This window comes from Paramesorhizobium deserti, from assembly GCF_001558695.1.
GTDB lineage: Bacteria > Pseudomonadota > Alphaproteobacteria > Rhizobiales > Rhizobiaceae > Paramesorhizobium > Paramesorhizobium deserti.
The window spans coordinates 122,055-139,212 of record NZ_LNTU01000038.1; the positions used below are offsets into that span (position 1 = coordinate 122,055).

The window sequence follows — 17,158 nt, forward strand, 5'->3', positions numbered from 1 at the left end:
TCAGATCCCGTGTGTCTGTAGCCACATTTCGAGCAGGCCCGCCTGCCACAGCTCGGAGCCGCGCAGCGGCGTGATGTGCTCCGCCGGCGCAGCAAACAGTTTATCGAGATAGTCCTTTCTGAACAGCCCACGTTCGCGGGCCGCATCGGATGTCAGGGCATCGCGAACCATGTCGAGATAGGGACCATCGACATATTTCAACTGTGGAACCGGGAAATAGCCCTTCTTGCGGTCGATCACATCAGTGGGAACGACCATGCGGGCCGCATCCTTGAGCACGCCCTTGCCGTTGCCCTTCAGTTTTTCTTCAGGAGGAATGCGGGCGGCAAGCTCCACCAGTTCATGATCGAGGAATGGCACCCGGGCCTCCAGGCCCCAGGCCATCGTCATATTGTCCACCCGCTTTACCGGGTCGTCGACGAGCATGACGTTGGAATCGAGCCGCAGCGCGCGGTCGACCGGCGTGTCGGCGCCAGGGCGCATGAGTTCCGCCTCGATGAAGGTCCGGCTAAAATCTTCGCCGTCGATCCAGTCCGGGCCAAGCTGGCGTTTCAGCGTCTCGTGCGAGCGGTCGCAGAAGACGCGGGCATAGTCGTCCACGACGTCGTTGGAATTGGCCAAGGGTGGGTACCAGTGATAACCGCCGAACACTTCATCGGCTCCCTGTCCGGACTGCACGACCTTGATGTGCTTCGAGACCTCCTGCGAGAGCAGGTAAAAACCGACATTGTCATAGGAGACCATGGGCTCCGACATCGCGGCGAAGGTTCCCGGCAGCGCATCCATCAGGCGATCTGAGGGGACGAAAATCTTGTGGTGATCGGTGCCGAATTCGCGGGCGATCAGGTCGGAGTAGACGAATTCGTCGCCTTTTTCGCCATTTGCTTCTTCGAAACCAACAGAGAAACTCATCAATCCTGTCTGGCCTGCCTCGGCGAGAAGGCCGACGATGAGGCTGGAATCGACGCCGCCCGAGAGCAGCACGCCCACCGGAACATCGGCCACCATGCGCCGTTTCACCGCCAGCCGCAGCGCTTCCAGCACGCGATCGCGCCATTCTTCGCTGGAAACATTGCTTTCGGCCGAATCGCGCTGATAGGGGGGATTCCAATAGCGACGGTCGGAAAATTGTCCGTCAGGCTCGATGATGCGGATAGTGGCGGGCGGCAGCTTGCGCACGCCGTTGATGACGGTGCGCGGCGGCGGAACCACGGCGTGAAAGCTCATATAGTGATGGAGCGCCACGCGGTCGACGGAAGTATCGATATCGCCCGCCTGCAGCAGCGCGGGCAGCGACGAGGCGAAGCGCAGCCTCTGGCCGGTTTGGGCGAGGTAGAGCGGCTTGATGCCGAAGCGGTCTCGCACCATGATGACACGGCCGTTGTCCCGTTCCTGGATGACGAAGGCAAACATGCCATGGAAGCGCTCGACGCATTTCTCGCCCCAGGCATGCCAGGCCTTCAGGATCACCTCTGTATCGCCGTGCGAGAAGAAGCTGTAACCCTTTGCCTCGAGTTCACGGCGCAATTCCGGATAGTTATAGATGCAGCCGTTGAAGGCGATCGTCAGGCCCAGCATGGAATCCACCATCGGCTGCTGGGCTTTGTCCGAGAGGTCGATGATGCGCAGCCGCCGGTGGCCGAAGCCCGCGTTGCCGTGGGAAACGATGCCCGAACCATCCGGCCCTCTCGGGGCAAGGGCTTCCATCATCTTCGAAATCGCTGGAATGGATGGCGCGACGCCATCGAATCTTACTTCACCACAGATGCCGCACATTCGCGGGTCCATATCCTCCATTGTCGGTTGCTAATTTGCATTCACAGGTTCATATAGTTAGAGTTCAAATGATTTGAAGTCAAATGAAGCGCCATGAGCCAGGAAATTTCATCCGCCGTTCTCGCCGAGTCCGTATCCCCGGAGGAAACGCGCAGCCTGCTGAAATCCATCCGCCGCATCGTTCGCGCTAACGATCTGCAGTCGCGCGCGCTGGCAAAATCCATCGGGCTGACCGGGCCGCAACTGGTGATCCTGATGGCGGTGGCGGAACTGGGCCAGGTGACGACAAAGGCGCTGGCCGATCATGCCGATCTGAGCCCGGCAACGGTGGTGACGGTGCTGGAAAATCTGGAGCAGCGCGCCATCGTGCAGCGCTACAGGTCCGACACGGATCGCCGCATTGTTTTCACGCGCCTCACCCCGAAAGGGCAGCAACTCATTTCTCACGCTCCGCGCGTGTTCGGCGATGGGTTCGCCCGGCGTTTTGCTATGCTTCCCTCCGGTCGAAGACGCGAGCTGATTACCAGCCTGACGACGCTGGCGGAGCTCATGAGCGCTGCTGGTGGGAATGGTTCTCACATTTAAGCATTTGTTAATGTTCAACTACCGCTTGATGCTGCCGCTGAGCCTCACCAGCGCTGCCAGCAGGAGATTGGCGCCCTTTTCGATATCCGCCCAATCGGTCCATTCCCTCGGGGAGTGACTGACGCCGCCACGGCTCGGCACGAAGATCAGCGCGGCCGGACATAGTGCCTGCATTGTCTGCGCGTCGTGTCCCGCACCCGAGGGCATTGCCAGCGCCTCCAATCCCAACCGGCTCGCCTCTTCCTGCAGCAAGGCGGCGAGATCGCGATCCAGCTGGACCGGTGCGATGCGGCTTTGCTCGACGATGCCGGCTTTTAGGCGATTTGTACGGGCAGCCGTGCCAATTGCCTCCCGCAAAGCGGCATCGACTGATTCAATGAGCGCGGGATCGGTATCGCGGATATTGATGACGAACTCGGCCTCGCCGGGGATGGTGTGGATGAAATTCGGGAGCAAATCCGCTTTGCCGATCGTGACGCGCGTATTTTCACCTCCGTGAGTGGTGATGATTTCCGGAATAGCCGTGCCGACCATCGCCAGGCCGGCGAAGGCATCGGCGCGCATATCCATCGGCGTCGTGCCCGAGTGATTGGCTTCACCTTCGAAACGCACACGAAGATTGCGGACCCCGGCGACCGAACGCACGATGCCGACCGATAATCCCCGGCTCTCCAGGACCGGGCCCTGCTCGATATGCAGTTCGAGAAAGGCGCGGATATCTCCGCTGCTGCGCTTTGCATCCACTGCATCGGTGGCATTCAGCCCTTGGGCGGCCATGGCGTCTACCAATGTGACGCCGTCGGCATCGCAGGCCCGCGAGACCCACTTGGCGGTCACGATGCCGGCAATGGATTGGGAGCCGAGCATGCCGCCGAAGCGCCCTTCCTCTTCGGCTGTCGCCACGACCTCGATCGCCAAACCCGGAACAAGACCGGCCTCCCGGATCGCGCGTACGCATTCCAATGCGGCTGCCACGCCGAGAGCCCCGTCGAAGGCTCCGCCTTCCGGGACCGTATCGAGATGTGATCCGACCATGATGCAGGGGCCATCCGCCGGGCCGAACCGGCCGAAAAGATTTGCGACAGCGTCGCGGCGGACGGTCAGGCCCGCAGTGCGCATCTGGTCCGAAAGCCATTCGCGGACGGCCATGTCGGCGTCGCAATAGCCGATCCGATTGTAGCCTCCCGTTTCCGGATTGAAACCGAAGCCGTTGATGCCATCGAGCAATCGGCGCAGACGGTCGGGATCAATAGCGAGATGATCGAGGAGCATCGTTTTCCCGTTCGTTTTGAGAGCAAGTGGTGGCGGCCCGTCCCACCGGAATGGCAGGCGCGCTAATTTATCATGATAAATGCTTGCATGATGTCAAATTATCAGAATTAATTGTGGGCAAGCACAGAAAGGGGAACCGTTATGAAGAATATTCTGGCTGCTGTTCTCGCCGCGGTGTTTTTGGCCGTCGCTCCACCGGTGTCTGCACAGACACCGCCCAACGCCCTTATCGTGGGGCAGATAGCCGAGCCGAAATCGCTCGATCCGCAGGCCGTCACCGCGGTGAACGACTTTCGTATCCTGGTGAATGTCTATGACGGGCTCACCCGCTACAAGGAGGGCACGCTGGAGGTGGAGCCTTCCCTGGCTGAAAGCTGGGATGTATCCGAAGACGGAAAGACCTATACGTTCAAGCTGCGCTCCGGCGTCACCTTTCATGACGGCTCGCCCTTCAATGCCGAGGCGGTGAAGTTCAACTTCGACCGCATGCTCGACGAGAAACATCCCTATCACGATACGGGGCCGTTCCCGCTGGCCTTCTTCTTCTCCTCGGTCGAGAAGGTTACCGCGCTTGATGATCTCACTGTGGAGTTCAAGCTCTCGGAGCCTTATGCGCCATTCCTTTCCAACCTTGCCTATCCCACGGGACTGATCGTGTCGCCGGCGGCCGTAGAGCAGCATGGCAAGGATTTCGGCCGTCACCCGAGTGGTACAGGCGCCTTCAAATTCGAGGAATGGCAGGCGAATTCGCGCGTGGTCGTCACGCGCAACGAGGATTACTGGGATGGCGCTCCACCGCTCGAGGCCATCATCTATCGGCCGATCACCGACGCCAACACGCGCATAGCCGAAATGCTTTCGGGCGGTCTCGACGTGATGGTGGAGGTTCCGCCCGACAGCCTCCAGCAGTTCCGCGATGATCCGGCCTTCACCGTGCACGAGCAGATCGGCCCGCATTTATGGTTCCTGATCCTCAACACCAAGGAGGGGCCGTTTGCCGACAAGAAAATCCGCCAGGCGGTGAACCACGCCGTCAACAAGAAGGTCCTGGTGGAGAACGTGCTTCAAGGGACGGCTGAGGTTGCGGCCGGGCCGACACCACCGGCATTTGCATGGGCCTATAATGAGGACATCGAGCCATACGCCTATGATCCTGACCGCGCGAAGCAATTGCTCGAAGAAGCCGGATATGACGGCAAGGAGCTCACCTTCTATGTCACCGAGGGCGGCTCGGGTATGCTCGATCCCGTGGCGATGGGCACCGCCATCCAGGCCGATCTGAAAGCAGTTGGCATGCCGACGAAAATCGAGACCTATGAATGGAACACTTTTCTCGGAAAGGTGAACCCCGGCCTCGAAGGCAAGGCGGATATGGCCGAGATGGCCTGGATGACCAATGATCCCGATACCTTGCCGTTCCTCACCCTGCGTACCGAAGCCTTTCCGGACAAGGGTGGTTTCAATTCGGGCTATTATTCCAACGAAAAGGTGGATGAGCTCCTCAGCCAGGCGCGGGCCGCCAACAGCCAGGAGAAGCGTGCCGAGCTCTACAAGGAGATGCAGACGATCGTGCATGAAGATGCGCCCTGGCTGTTCGTCGCGAACTGGAAGCAGAACGCCGTTACGCGCGCCAATGTCGAAGGCTTCAAGTTGCAGCCGTCCTTCTTCCTGATGCTGCAGAAGATCGCCAAGCAGTGATGTGGTAGGCGTTCCTGGCGGCAAACCCGCCGGGAACGCGTTCGGATCCGGAGGCCGCCGCCATGGCCAGCTATATCGCCAAGCGCCTGTTCGCAGCCATTCCCGTGCTGCTCGGATTGTCCATGATCGTTTTCCTGATCATGGCGATGATCCCGGGCGATCCGGCGACGGCCATTCTCGGTTCCTACGCGACACCGGAGAATGTCGAGCGGCTGAACCGGAGCCTTGGCCTCGACAAGGCGCTGCCCCAGCAATATCTCGCCTGGCTGGGAAATCTGCTTCACGGGGATTTCGGCAGGTCATACGCGCTCAACCGGCCGGTTCTCGACGAGGTGCTGGAGCGCTTCTCCGCAACGCTCATCCTCGCGGGCACGGCGCTCATATTATGCACGGTCTTCGGATTGCTGGCAGGCATTGTCTCGGCCGTACGCCAGTTCGGCTGGGTTGACAGGGTCGTGACCTTTTTCGTCCTGATCGGCATATCCATACCGTCTTTCTTCCTCGGGCTGCTGCTGATCCTGCTGTTCGCCGTGCAATTGCGCATCCTGCCGGCGTCCGGCATGTACGCGATCTATGGAGGCGGCGATCTTGCCGATCTTCTCAAGCATCTGCTGTTGCCCGCGGTGACGCTTGCCGTCGTCGCCACCGGCGTGGTGGCGCGGCTGACGCGAACGGCCATGCTCGAAGTCTTGAGGCAGGACTTCATTCGCACGGCACGGGCGAAAGGCTTGAGCGAACGTAAGGTGATCTATCGCCACGCGCTCAAGGCGGCGATGGTCAGCGTTGTTCCGGTGATCGGTCTTCAGGCGGGCTTCGTGCTGGGCGGCGCGGTCTATATCGAGACGGTGTTCCAGTGGCCGGGCATCGGCGCGATGCTGGTCAAGGCCATTTCCACGCGCGACCTTCTTCTCGTGCAGGGGGGCGTGCTGTTCGTTGCCGCCGCCTATGTGTTCGTCAACCTCATCGCCGACATCGTGCAGGCGGTCCTTGATCCGAGGCTCAAGACATGAGCACGCAGGCATTGGAAGTGGGGCCGCCAAAGGACAGCGGTCAGTCGCGCACGGCCTGGCGGCTCCTCATGAACAACAGGCTGGCGGCCGCAGCCTTCTATATCGTCGTCCTGATCGTGATCATGGCGCTGATGGCTCCGATCCTGCCGCTCCATGACCCCGACACGACGAGCCCGGCCAACCGGCTGCTTCCGCTGTTTTCCGAAGGTCATCTGCTCGGCACCGATCATCTGGGACGGGACGTGCTGGCGCGCCTTGTCTGGGGGACGCGCGTTTCCCTGTTTGTCGGCATTTCCGCTGCCCTGGCAGCGGCGTTCTTCGGCTCGCTGATCGGTCTTGTCGCTGGTTATGCGGGCGGGCGGGCGGACAATCTCATCATGCGCGGCATCGATATGCTGATGGCGTTTCCCTATATCCTGCTGGCGCTGGCAATCGTGGCGGTGTTGGGCCCCGGTCTGCTCAACGCGCTCTACGCCATCGCCATTGTCAACATCCCGTTTTTCGCCCGCAATGTGCGCGGGATCACACGCGGTCTTTCGCACAGGGAGTTCGTGGACGCCGCGCGCCTTTCCGGCAAGAGCCACATCGCGATCCTGACGACGGAAATCCTGCCCAACGTGTTGCCGATCATCGTCATCACCATGTCGACGACGATCGGATGGATGATCCTGGAGACGGCGGGCCTGAGCTTCCTCGGCCTTGGCGCGCAGCCGCCGCAAGCCGATCTCGGCTCCATGCTCGGGCAGGGCAGGGCGCTTCTCTTCACCGCTCCGATGATCTCGGTCATTCCCGGCGTGATGGTGTTTCTGATCGTCATGGGCGTTAATCTGCTTGGTGACGGCGTGCGCGATGCGCTCGATCCACGGCTGCGGGCGGGAGCGCTCAGCCGTCCCATGCCGGTGACCCGTATTGAACGCCCGCATGTGCCCGAACCGGACGAAACGGCAAAGGCTTCGGCACTCGCCGTGACGGGTTTGGAGACCAGCTTCGAACAAGGCGGCGGAAGAGAGGTCGCAGTGAAGGGGATCAGCTTCACGTTGCGCAAGGGCGAATGTCTTGGCCTGATCGGCGAGAGCGGGTCGGGCAAGAGCGTCACGGCGCTTTCCATCCTGGGCCTTGTCGCATCGCCGCCCGGCGTCATTACCGGCGGGGCCGTGACGATCGAAGGCCGCGACGTGCTCTCGCTTGACGAGACGCAGATCGCTTCGTTCCGGGGTGGCAAGGTGGCGTATATTTTTCAGGATCCGCTGACGACGCTGCATCCGCTCTTCACCGTTGGCGAACAGGTGGCGGAGGCTGTTCGGGCGCATCAGCCGATCGACCGGGTCGGCGCGCATGAGAAGGCGGTCGAACTCCTGCGGACCGTCCAGATCCCCGATCCCGAGCAGCGGGCACGCGCCTATCCGCACGAACTCTCCGGTGGCCAGCGCCAGCGCGTGGGCATCGCGATGGCGCTGGCCAACGATCCAGATATCATCATCGCGGACGAACCGACCACGGCGCTCGATGTCACCGTCCAGGCGGAGATACTGCGGCTGCTCCAGGCCCTGCGTCGCGACAGGGGGCTGGCGCTTCTCTTCATCACGCATGATTTCGGCGTGGTGGCCGAGATCTGCGATCGGGTGGCGGTCATGCGGCATGGGGAAATCGTCGAAGCGGGAGAAACGGCGACCGTTCTCGGTGATCCGAAACATCCCTATACCAAGCGGCTGATCGCCTGCGTTCCCATACCGGGGCAGGGGCGGGCCTTTCTCGACGCCATCCGCGCGCTGCCGTCAGCCGACACGGACCGGGGGCGCGGCGCATGACAGAAACGAGGAGACCCGTGGATGCGATCAGCGTGACCAATCTCACCAAGACGTTTGCCGGCGGGTGGTCATTGTTCCGCGGACGTGGTCATGAGGTCAGGGCCGTCAGAGATGTCACGCTGGCGCTGCGGCCCGGAGAAACGCTCGCGGTGGTCGGCGAGAGCGGTTCGGGCAAGTCCACGCTCGCGCGGATGATGGTGGGCCTTGAGAAGCCGACATCGGGCGACATGCGCATCGCCGGAAAGGATGCGGCGGCGCTTAGAGCCGAAGGGCCGCGCGCTTTCGGGCGTGTGATCCAGTATGTCTTCCAGGATCCGGTATCCTCTCTCAATCCGCGCAAGACGATCGATGCGATACTCGATCCGCCGCTGCGGCTTCTGAAGGGGTATGACAAAGTCCGGCGCCGGGCGCGCATGAAGGAACTCATGGACGCCGTGCAGATGCCGGCCAATACGCTGGAGCGCTATCCGCACGAATTTTCCGGTGGCCAGGCGCAGCGCATCGCCATCGCCCGGGCGTTGGCCGCGGAGCCGCGTATCATCGTGCTCGACGAGCCGGTTTCCGCCCTTGACGTATCCGTTCAGGCGCAGACGCTCCTGTTGCTGGAGGATCTCAGGGCGGAATTCAAGATGTCCTATCTGTTCATCAGCCACGACCTCGCGGTGGTGGAAAGCATCTCCGACCGGGTCGCGGTGATGTATTCCGGTGAGATCGTCGAAACAGCCTCTGCTGAACAGCTTTTCAGAACGCCCCGGCATGAATATACGAAAAGACTGTTGTCGAGCGCGCCGCGGCTGAAACCGCCTGGACGTGGTCGATTGGAGGGCGGATAGCCGCATATGAGTGAAATGGCAGTGCGAGAAGAGATCATTGCGGAAGTTCCCGCGGTTATCCGCCGCCGAAAGCGGCCGGATGCGGTGGCGGACCAGATTCGGGACCGGATCGTCGAACACGGCCTTTCGCCGGGAGATCGCCTGCCGCACGAGTGGATCGAACCGGAAACATGGCATGTCTCGCGCGGAACGCTTCGCGAAGCTCTGAAGATCCTGGAATCGCAGGGGCTGACGCTCAGCAAGACCGGGCCGGGCGGGGGTATATTCGTGGCTTCCGTCGAGACCGAACAGGCGATCCGGCTTCTCGACAATTTGTTTTTGCACAAGCCTCCGACGATTGCCGATATCTATGCCATCCGCAAGGAACTGGAGCCGCTTTTGGCCGCGAGCCTGGCGGGAAAGCTGGCGCCATCAGCCTTCGCATCGCTGCAGGCCAATATCCGCCTTTATGAGGACGAGCCCGCGACCGTTGAAGAAGAATACCGGCAGAGGATGGCCGAGCTCGATTTTCACGACGAGCTGGCGCGGCTTTGCGAAAACCGGTTGCTCGGTTTCCTCTGCCGGTTCCTGGTCAGCTTGTTGCGGGACATGGCCGTCTGCCGGGAAGTGTACCAACAGCATAATCCCGTGCTGCGTGAGACAGGGCTGCACTATCAGGTGGCGTTGCTGCGGGCGATCAAGGCGGGCGACGCCGGGCGGGCGGCGGCGATCATGCGTGAGCATATGATTACGGCGGAAGCCTATATGCTGGAACGGACGGAGATCCGCCGTGGTTACCGATCCAAGCGGTAAGGGGTCATGCTTTAACAGGCGAAGACGCTACTCTGCGGCAGGCAGCAATATGCCGGGCTGCGCGCCCGAAAACGTCTTGAAATGAAGTGGCTGCATCGAAACGTATCCGTTGCGGGCTTCGAGCACATGCGAATAGACGTTCTCGCCGTTTTCGAATGTCGGCAGCTTCTCTTCATGCATGACGCTGATGACGATGGCATCGGGGCAGCGTGCCTTCAGCGCCGCATGGAAACGCCTTTTGGAGGCCGGATCCAGCGCCCCCGCCGCTTCGTCGAGAAAGATGATGGAAGGCTTGTGCAGCAGGATGCGGGCCAGCACGACCTTCTGTTTCTGTCCGCCCGACAATACGATGTCCCAGGGGGAGCCGCCGGCATCGCCATCGTTCATGCGTTCGATAAACTCGCCGAGATCCGCTTCATGAAGAACGGCGGCGACCGCGAGATCGCTGAACATGTCCGCATCATCGGGCAGGCAGATGATCTGCTTCAATGAAACCGCCGGGAACTTCGCTTCCTGCGGAGCATAGATGGAGGTTGCATTCTGCGGATAGATGACATCGCCGGTGCCATAGGGCCAAAGACCGTTTAATGCCTTGAGGAAGGAGGTCTTTCCCGAGCCGGAATCGCCCCGCATATAGACCCAGTCGCCGCCGCGCATGTTGATGATGCCGGAGCGCAGGAACGGCGCCTCGCAATCCTGCCCATGCATGAGGGTCAGATTGCGGATCGTCAGGCCGAACCGGGGATGCTGCTGCGCGAAGGTGAAGCGGCTTATGCCGGAGCGGGCATAAAGTTCGGCTGGTTCCTTCGCATTCTCGATGGCTCGCGCGAGACCGGTCACGCGATTTGCATTGGCGCGCAGATTGGCGATATCGGGCATGACCTGGATGAGCCAGGAGCAATCGTTGATCATGCCCGCGACCAACTCCGCGCCGGTCACATAGTTGCGGAAGCTGACGGCGCCGTTCATGTAAGGCAAAAGACCGGGAATATAGGCGACGATACGATTGGAGAGAAAACCATATGCCGAAGAAAAGGCAAGATAGGTTGCGCTGAACCAGTTGAGCCGGTTCCAGGTGCTGTTGACATCCCTGTAAAGGCGGTTGTTGACCGAGCGTTGCACGGCCTCGCCATTCGATGCGGAAATCTGGAAACTGCGCCGCAAAAGCGTCGTCCATTCACCGCGGAAAGAGCCTTCCGCCTGCTGTATGCCGAGATTGAGCCGTTCCAGCCTGCGCCCGATCTTGATCGCAATCAGCATGCCAAGCGGCACATAGATGATGATGGCGGCAAAAGCCAGAACGGCGCCGGCGTAGGAGCCGAGAAATTCCAGCCCGCGGACTTCCGTGGAGATTTCCAAAAGCTTCTGACCGACAAAGAAGGCGGACAGAAATACGCCGACGAGGCCCATGACGAGGCCAATGACGCTACCGGTCATGCCTTTGATCGATTCCTGCAGGCGCTGGTCGATATTGTCAGGCAGGTCTTTGCCCTTGCCCTGCTGCAAATGGAAATGGGTGTGGTTGCCGTCGAGCAGCGCATCGGAAAAGCGGTCGTTCAGCCATTTGCGCCATTGGCGATGCAACGTCGCAGACAGGAAATGGCGAAAGCCGACAAGCAGCACGTCTTTTGCCAGCATCAGTGCGATCAGGACGCCGGCATTGGCCACAATCGCGAGGAGCGGATCTTCCGCCGAGGCGCTCGCGACATTGACGATGGAATTCATCATATGGCCGGAAGCTTCCGCCACCCAGACGGTGGTTTTGCTGACAAAAGCCGTCAGAAGGAAAATCGCAGCGGTGAGAGCCCAGGCTTCCTTCCAGCGCTCCGACATCCAATAGGCGCACATCAGCCCCCGAAAAGACGTCATCTGCGATACGGCAGATCGCTCCCGTGCATGTGAGGAATGGTGTGCACCCCGCCGGCTGTCCTTCAAACGGTACCTCGTTTCGCTACGACCATAACGCATTATAACATATTGCAACAAACAGTGTTTAACGCAATGTTAATAATCCACACAATTCGGGAGCATGTTTGAAGGCTGGTGTAGGGTGGCGCCGTGCGCTGGACCTCAGGCGCCTGCCTGCGCGGCACCAGATGTCTTTGACCGTCTGAATTTTGCCGCGAAGGCCGTGGCTTCCTGCAGGCGGTCCGCGTCGAGGCCAGTCCGGTATCCCAGCCGCTCCATCAGCGCCTCGACCTTGCAGGTATCGACATTCCCTTCCGCGCCGGGGGCATAGGGACAGCCGCCCAGCCCGGCGATCGCGCTGTCGAACACCCGCAATCCCAATTCAAGGCTGATCTCTATGCTTTCGCCGGCCCGCCCGTTGGTGTCGTGGTAATGGCCGGCCAGCCGTTCGGCGGGCGCGATGTCGAGCACCGCGTCGAGCATGGCTGAGATGGTTTCGGGCCGCCCCTTGCCGACGGTATCCCCCAGGCTCACCTCGCGGCAGCCTAGCGCCAGCAGGTTTTCGGTGAGGCGCGCCACGGCGTCCGGCGCGATCGGTCCCTCATAGGGGCATTCCACGACGCAGGACACGTAGCCCCGCATGGGAATGCCGGCCGCGCGCGTCGCCTCCGCCAGCGGGCGAAAACGTTCCAGGCTTTCGGCGATGGAGCAGTTGATGTTCTTGCGGCTGAAGGTTTCCGATGCGGAGGCGAAGATGGCGACCTCGTCGGCGCGCGCCGCGACTGCCGCTTCGAAGCCCTTGAGGTTGGGTGTCAGCACGGAATAGACGACATCAGGCCTGCGCCGGATGCGTGCCATGACCTCCGACGCATCAGCCATCTGCGGAACCCATCGGGGCGAGACGAAGCTTGTCGCCTCGATCCGGGCGAAGCCGCATTCGCCCAGCATGTCGATCAATTCCACCTTCCGCGCGGTCTCGACGAAATTCGCTTCGTTCTGCAGGCCGTCGCGCGGGCCGACCTCGACGATTGTGACGTCCCTGCCCATATCCGTCACCGCATCCGTTCAGGCAGCCAGGTCACGAGATCCGGCAGCGCGACGCAGATCAGCAGCCCGACCATCTGCAGCAGGAAGAAGGGCAGAATACCGCGATAGACCGTCGTCATGCTTATGTTTTTCGGCAAGGTGCCCTTGATGTAGAAGAGCGTGTAGCCGAAGGGCGGGCTGATATAGCCCATCTGGATCGTCAGCGCGAAGAGTACGCCGAACCAGATCTGGTCGAAGCCGTAGAACTGGATGACCGGCAGGAAGACCGGAACCGTCAGCAGGATGATGCCGATCTCGTCGAGCACGGTGCCGAGGAAGACGAGGATCAGCATCATCAGCGCCAGCACCACATAGGGATTGGCGTCGAGCCCCTCGAGCAACCGGAAAAGCGTATCGGCGCCGCCGAGTCCGGTGAAGATGGCGACATAGGCCTTGGCGCCGAGGGTGATCCAGAGGATCATGCCGGTCGTCTTCGCCGTGCCGCGCGCGCAGTCCCACAGGGTTTCGCGGGTCAGGTTGCCGCGCAGAAGCGCCGCGATCGCGGCTCCGAGGACGCCGACGGACGCAGCTTCCGTCGGCGTCGCCACGCCGAAGAAGATCGAGCCTAGCACCATGACGATGATCATCGAGGGCAGGATCAGGGTTTTCAGCGAGGCGAATTTCTCCGCCCAGGTCGCGCGCCGTCCGTCGTCACGGGCCGGGATGGCCTTGGGATTCAGAAAGCCCGTAACCACGATATAGCCGATATAGAGGAGGCCCAGCAGGATGCCGGGCACGATGCCGGCGATCAGCATCTTGCCGATCGAGACCTGCGCGGTCACCGAATAGACGATGGTCAGCACCGAGGGCGGAATGAGGATGCCGAGCGTGCCGGAGGCGCATATGGTGCCGGCGGCGAGCTTCGGATCATAGCCGCGTTTCAGCATTTCCGGCAGCGCCAGTATGCCCATCGCCGTGACCGCGGCGCCGACAACGCCGGTCATCGCGGCCATGACCAGGCAGATGACGACCGTGCCGATCGCAAGCCCGCCCCGAACCCGGCCGAACCAGAGCTCCATGGCGGTGTAGAGGTCGCGGATGACATCGGACCGCTGCAAGAGCAGCGCCATGAAGATGTAGAGCGGAATGCCCAGCAGCGCCTCGGAATGCATCGTGTCGAACATCTGCAGGACGAGCACGACGAGCGCATTCGAATCCCAGAAGATGACGGTGAAGAGCACCGACAGGCCACCAAGCACGAAGGCGACGGGCAGGCCGGCCAGCAGGAAGAGGCTCAGACCACCGAACATGACGATGAGGATTTCGGTCGAGGACATCAGATGGCGGCCTCCGGATCGGCATCCCTGTCGGCGAGGGCGGATGGGTCGAAGAGAATGCGAAGCCATTCGACCGTCGCCTGGAGGCCGAGAAGCACCAGCGCCACCGGGATGAAGAGCTTGACCGGCCAGATCGGCGGGTTCCATGAGGAATAGGAGGTCTCGCCATATTCCCACGCCTGCGCGGCGAAGGGCACGGCGTAAATCAGCAGGATTACCGAGAACGCGATGATGATCGGGTAATTGACGAGTTCGAGAAGACGCCGCACGCGGGGCCCTGCCGCGTGCTGCACGAGGTCGAGGCTCACATGGCCGCGCTCATGCAGGAGATAGGGGCCCACCAGCAGGAAATAGGGTCCGAAGACCAATGTCGCCAGTTCCATCGCCCATGAGGAGGGGGCGTTGAAGACATAGCGGGAAACGACAGCGAACAACATCGCCGGCACGATGACGAACATCAGCAGGCTCGCGGCCTGGAAGATGAATCTGTTGAGCGCGGTGACCGCGTCGTAAAGGATTTGAACCGGTTTTGGCATGATCGCTCGACGGCTGGGAACGGGTGGGGCGCGCTGTCGTTGGCGCGCCCGCGGGAAGGCGCTAGGTCAGGAGACCGAGTTCTTTCATCTGCGCGATCTGGCTGTCCAGTATCTTGTTGGCGAGCTCATCCTCCTTGGCAGCGCTCCGCCATGCCTCGACCGCCCTGGCGCGGTTGGCGGCCACATCGGCATCGTCGAGTTCGATCACCGTCACGCCCTGCTCCTTGAAGGCAGCCAGCGCGCTTTCATCGGTCTTGGTCTTGTTCGCCTGATAGGCGTCGGAAATCTCCTTCGCCGCGTCCGCCAGCGCCGTCTTGAAGTCATCCGGCAGGGCATCGAACGCCGCCTTGTTGGCGACATAGGACGTGGCCGTCGTCGGCTGGTGGACACCGGGCAGGATGATGTATTTCGCCACCTCGGCGAGACCGGCGTCCAGGTTGGCCTGCAGGTCGCCACGATCCGCGATATCGATCAATCCTTTGTCGAGACCGGAATAGACTTCGGCCGTCGGCAGCGGCGTCACCGCGACGCCGAAGGCGCCCATGACCGTCGAGGCAAGGCCGGTGAAGCGGCCCTTCTTGCCGTTGAAATCGGCGATCGTGCGGATCTCGACCTTGGAATGGATCGGTTCCTGGTCGTAAATCGTCGGTGCGATGTAATGCAGGCCGGCGGGGGCATAGGATTCGCGCGCCATCTCGATGCCGCCGCGATCGTAGAACCATGCGGCGTAGTCCTCCGACTTCTTGTAACCGAAGGGAATCGTGCTGGTGAAGGCGTGGGCGGGGATCTTGCCCGCCGTATAGCCGTCGAAGGTCTTCATCATCTGGAAAGCGCCGCCGCGCACCGCATCGAAGGACTGCGCGGGCGGCACGATCTGACCGGCCGAGAACAGTTTCAGCTCGAAGGCGCCGCCGGTTTTCTCGGCCACCTTCCGCACGAACATTTCCTCGTATTGCTGCGGCGTGGTGCCGCCGTCCCAGAGCGACTGAATGCGCCAGGACACCTTGCTGTCTTGCGCGATCGCCGGGGTCGCGAGCCTGGTCGCCGCGACGGCGGCGACGCCGCCGACCGTGAGTTGCAGCAGCGAACGCCGTGAAATGTCGATTTTCATTGTCTACCTCCCTTTATTAAGAAAATTCCCGCTCCGTGGAGCGCCTCCTGTGGTGAGCCTTAGGCCCGATGGCGTAGCGTCTCCTCCCACGAGCCGCCATCCGTCACGGATGCCGCAACGCCTCCAGCAGATCCCGCGCCCTTTCAACGCGAACGTCGTGGTTTGCCGCAAGCTCCCTCGCCACCGTCTCGATTTCCGCACCGACGGCGCCGGCCACGATGGCGATGTTGCGGGCATGAAGCGCCATGTGGCCGCGCTGGATGCCTTCCGTCGCCAGCGCCCGGATGGCCGCCATGTTCTGCGCGAGACCGAGCGCCACGCAAAGCTGCGCCAGTTCGGCGGCGGAGCTGATGTTCAGTATTTTCAACGCCAGCTTTGCCAGCGGATGGGTCTTCGTCGCGCCGCCGACGATGCCGACCGCCATGGGCAGCTCCAGCGTTCCGACAAGACGCCCGTCCTTGTGCTTCTCCCACGTCGTCAGCGAGGTGTAGTGGCCCTTGCGCACGGCCCAGACATGAGCGCCGGCCTCGATCGCGCGCCAGTCGTTTCCGGTCGCGACGATCAGCGGATCGATGCCGTTCATGATGCCCTTGTTGTGGGTCGCGGCCCGATAGGGGTCAATCGCGGCGAACCGGTAGGCTTCGACCATGCGATCGATGATCTCCTCGCCGGACAGTTCCTTCGCGGCCAGTGCGTCAGGCGTGATCGCCACGCGCGCCCGCGCCAAGCGCAGGTCGGCGAGATTGGAGAGGATCCGCAGCCGCACCGTGCCACTGGTCAGTTCCTCGACCAGCGGCGCCACGCGCTCCGCCATGGTGTTGACCGTGTTGGCGCCCATCGCGTCACGAACATCGACGATCAGGTGCATGACCGCCATGGCGCCGCCGGGCGTTTCGGGGAAGACATGCACCTCGATGTCGCGGCAGCCGCCGCCGAGTTCGACAAGAACCTTGTCGCAGGCATTGGCTGCGGCGATGATCCTGTCGCGCTCGGCAAGGATCTTGAGGCGCGCGCCATGGGGATCGGAAAGTCCGACGATCTGCACCTGCGCCCGCATCAGCGGCGGGGTCACGGAGGTCTCGAAACCGCCGCAGCCGCGCACGATGCGCGCCATGAAGGAGGCGGCGGCGATGATCGAGGGCTCCTCCACGGCCATGGGGATGATGTAGTCGCGGCCGTTCACGGTGAAGTTCGCGGCAACGCCGAGTGGCAGCTCGAAGGTGCCGACGACGTTCTCGATCATGCCGTCGGCGGTTTCGACCGGCAGGGCGCCAGGTTCGGCGAGCAGCGCCGCCTCGTCCTCGCCGAGGCCTGTTGCCTCGACCACCTTCCGCCACCGCTGCTGCGGCGTGAGGTTGCGGAAACCTTCCAGACGCGAGTTCGCGACGCCCGACTGCGCTTTCACCTGTATCCTCCCATATCGGTCTTCCCGGCGGCCTGTCCTTGAACTCATGCACGCCGACTTT

The 17,158-nt window shown here is 62.0% G+C and carries 14 protein-coding genes; 6 read left to right on the forward strand and 8 right to left on the reverse strand.

Annotated elements, in window-relative coordinates:
• Window positions 1–1,776 carry an N-acetylglutaminylglutamine amidotransferase gene (locus ATN84_RS21600; RefSeq protein WP_068884575.1) on the reverse strand — a complete coding sequence of 592 codons (1,776 nt, stop codon included), beginning with the start codon at window positions 1,774–1,776 and terminating at the stop codon, window positions 1–3.
• A 93-nt stretch (window positions 1,777–1,869) separates the two neighbouring features.
• On the opposite strand from ATN84_RS21600, the gene ATN84_RS21605 reads away from it, so the two are divergent.
• Entirely contained in the window at window positions 1,870–2,361 is a 492-nt protein-coding gene (locus ATN84_RS21605) for a MarR family winged helix-turn-helix transcriptional regulator (RefSeq protein WP_068884576.1), read from the forward strand.
• Window positions 2,362–2,379: 18 nt separating this feature from the next.
• Here the strand turns inward: ATN84_RS21605 and ATN84_RS21610 are convergent, their stop codons facing one another.
• On the reverse strand, window positions 2,380–3,633 hold the full coding sequence (locus ATN84_RS21610; RefSeq protein ID WP_068884577.1) for a Zn-dependent hydrolase: 1,254 nt from the start codon (window positions 3,631–3,633) through the stop codon (window positions 2,380–2,382).
• A gap of 141 nt (window positions 3,634–3,774) precedes the next feature.
• On the opposite strand from ATN84_RS21610, the gene ATN84_RS21615 reads away from it, so the two are divergent.
• From ATN84_RS21615 to ATN84_RS21635, 5 genes are all read left to right on the forward strand, one after another.
• Window positions 3,775–5,331: an ABC transporter substrate-binding protein gene (locus ATN84_RS21615; RefSeq protein ID WP_068884578.1), complete on the forward strand. Its 1,557-nt coding sequence runs from the start codon at window positions 3,775–3,777 to the stop codon at window positions 5,329–5,331.
• A 62-nt stretch (window positions 5,332–5,393) separates the two neighbouring features.
• Complete coding sequence (locus ATN84_RS21620; RefSeq protein ID WP_068884579.1) at window positions 5,394–6,341, forward strand: ABC transporter permease; 948 nt, start codon at window positions 5,394–5,396, stop codon at window positions 6,339–6,341.
• The gene (locus ATN84_RS21625) at window positions 6,338–8,149 is read left to right on the forward strand and encodes a dipeptide/oligopeptide/nickel ABC transporter permease/ATP-binding protein (protein ID WP_068884580.1); all 1,812 of its coding nucleotides are present in this window, start codon (window positions 6,338–6,340) and stop codon (window positions 8,147–8,149) included. Before ATN84_RS21620 ends, ATN84_RS21625 begins: the two co-directional genes overlap by 4 nt.
• Entirely contained in the window at window positions 8,146–8,982 is an 837-nt protein-coding gene (locus tag ATN84_RS21630; RefSeq protein ID WP_082766430.1) for an ATP-binding cassette domain-containing protein, read from the forward strand. The genes ATN84_RS21625 and ATN84_RS21630 overlap by 4 nt, the downstream gene beginning before the upstream one ends.
• 6 nt (window positions 8,983–8,988) lie before the next feature.
• Entirely contained in the window at window positions 8,989–9,774 is a 786-nt protein-coding gene (locus ATN84_RS21635; RefSeq protein ID WP_244491164.1) for a FadR/GntR family transcriptional regulator, read from the forward strand.
• A gap of 27 nt (window positions 9,775–9,801) precedes the next feature.
• On the opposite strand, the gene ATN84_RS21640 is transcribed toward ATN84_RS21635, so the two are convergent.
• The 6 genes from ATN84_RS21640 to ATN84_RS21665 form a co-directional block, all read right to left on the reverse strand.
• Window positions 9,802–11,709 (reverse strand): ABC transporter ATP-binding protein/permease, encoded by a 1,908-nt coding sequence (locus ATN84_RS21640; protein ID WP_068884582.1) that lies wholly within the window; start codon window positions 11,707–11,709, stop codon window positions 9,802–9,804.
• Between the two features lie 135 nt (window positions 11,710–11,844).
• Window positions 11,845–12,729 (reverse strand): hydroxymethylglutaryl-CoA lyase, encoded by an 885-nt coding sequence (locus tag ATN84_RS21645; protein WP_068884583.1) that lies wholly within the window; start codon window positions 12,727–12,729, stop codon window positions 11,845–11,847.
• Window positions 12,730–12,734: 5 nt separating this feature from the next.
• Window positions 12,735–14,045: a TRAP transporter large permease gene (locus tag ATN84_RS21650; RefSeq protein WP_068884584.1), complete on the reverse strand. Its 1,311-nt coding sequence runs from the start codon at window positions 14,043–14,045 to the stop codon at window positions 12,735–12,737.
• Entirely contained in the window at window positions 14,045–14,581 is a 537-nt protein-coding gene (locus tag ATN84_RS21655) for a TRAP transporter small permease subunit (protein WP_068884585.1), read from the reverse strand. Before ATN84_RS21655 ends, ATN84_RS21650 begins: the two co-directional genes overlap by 1 nt.
• Window positions 14,582–14,642: 61 nt before the next feature.
• Window positions 14,643–15,692 carry a TRAP transporter substrate-binding protein DctP gene (dctP, locus tag ATN84_RS21660; RefSeq protein WP_068884586.1) on the reverse strand — a complete coding sequence of 350 codons (1,050 nt, stop codon included), beginning with the start codon at window positions 15,690–15,692 and terminating at the stop codon, window positions 14,643–14,645.
• A gap of 103 nt (window positions 15,693–15,795) precedes the next feature.
• Entirely contained in the window at window positions 15,796–17,103 is a 1,308-nt protein-coding gene (locus ATN84_RS21665) for a hydroxymethylglutaryl-CoA reductase, degradative (RefSeq protein ID WP_425287440.1), read from the reverse strand.
• Between the last annotated feature and the right edge of the window lie 55 nt (window positions 17,104–17,158).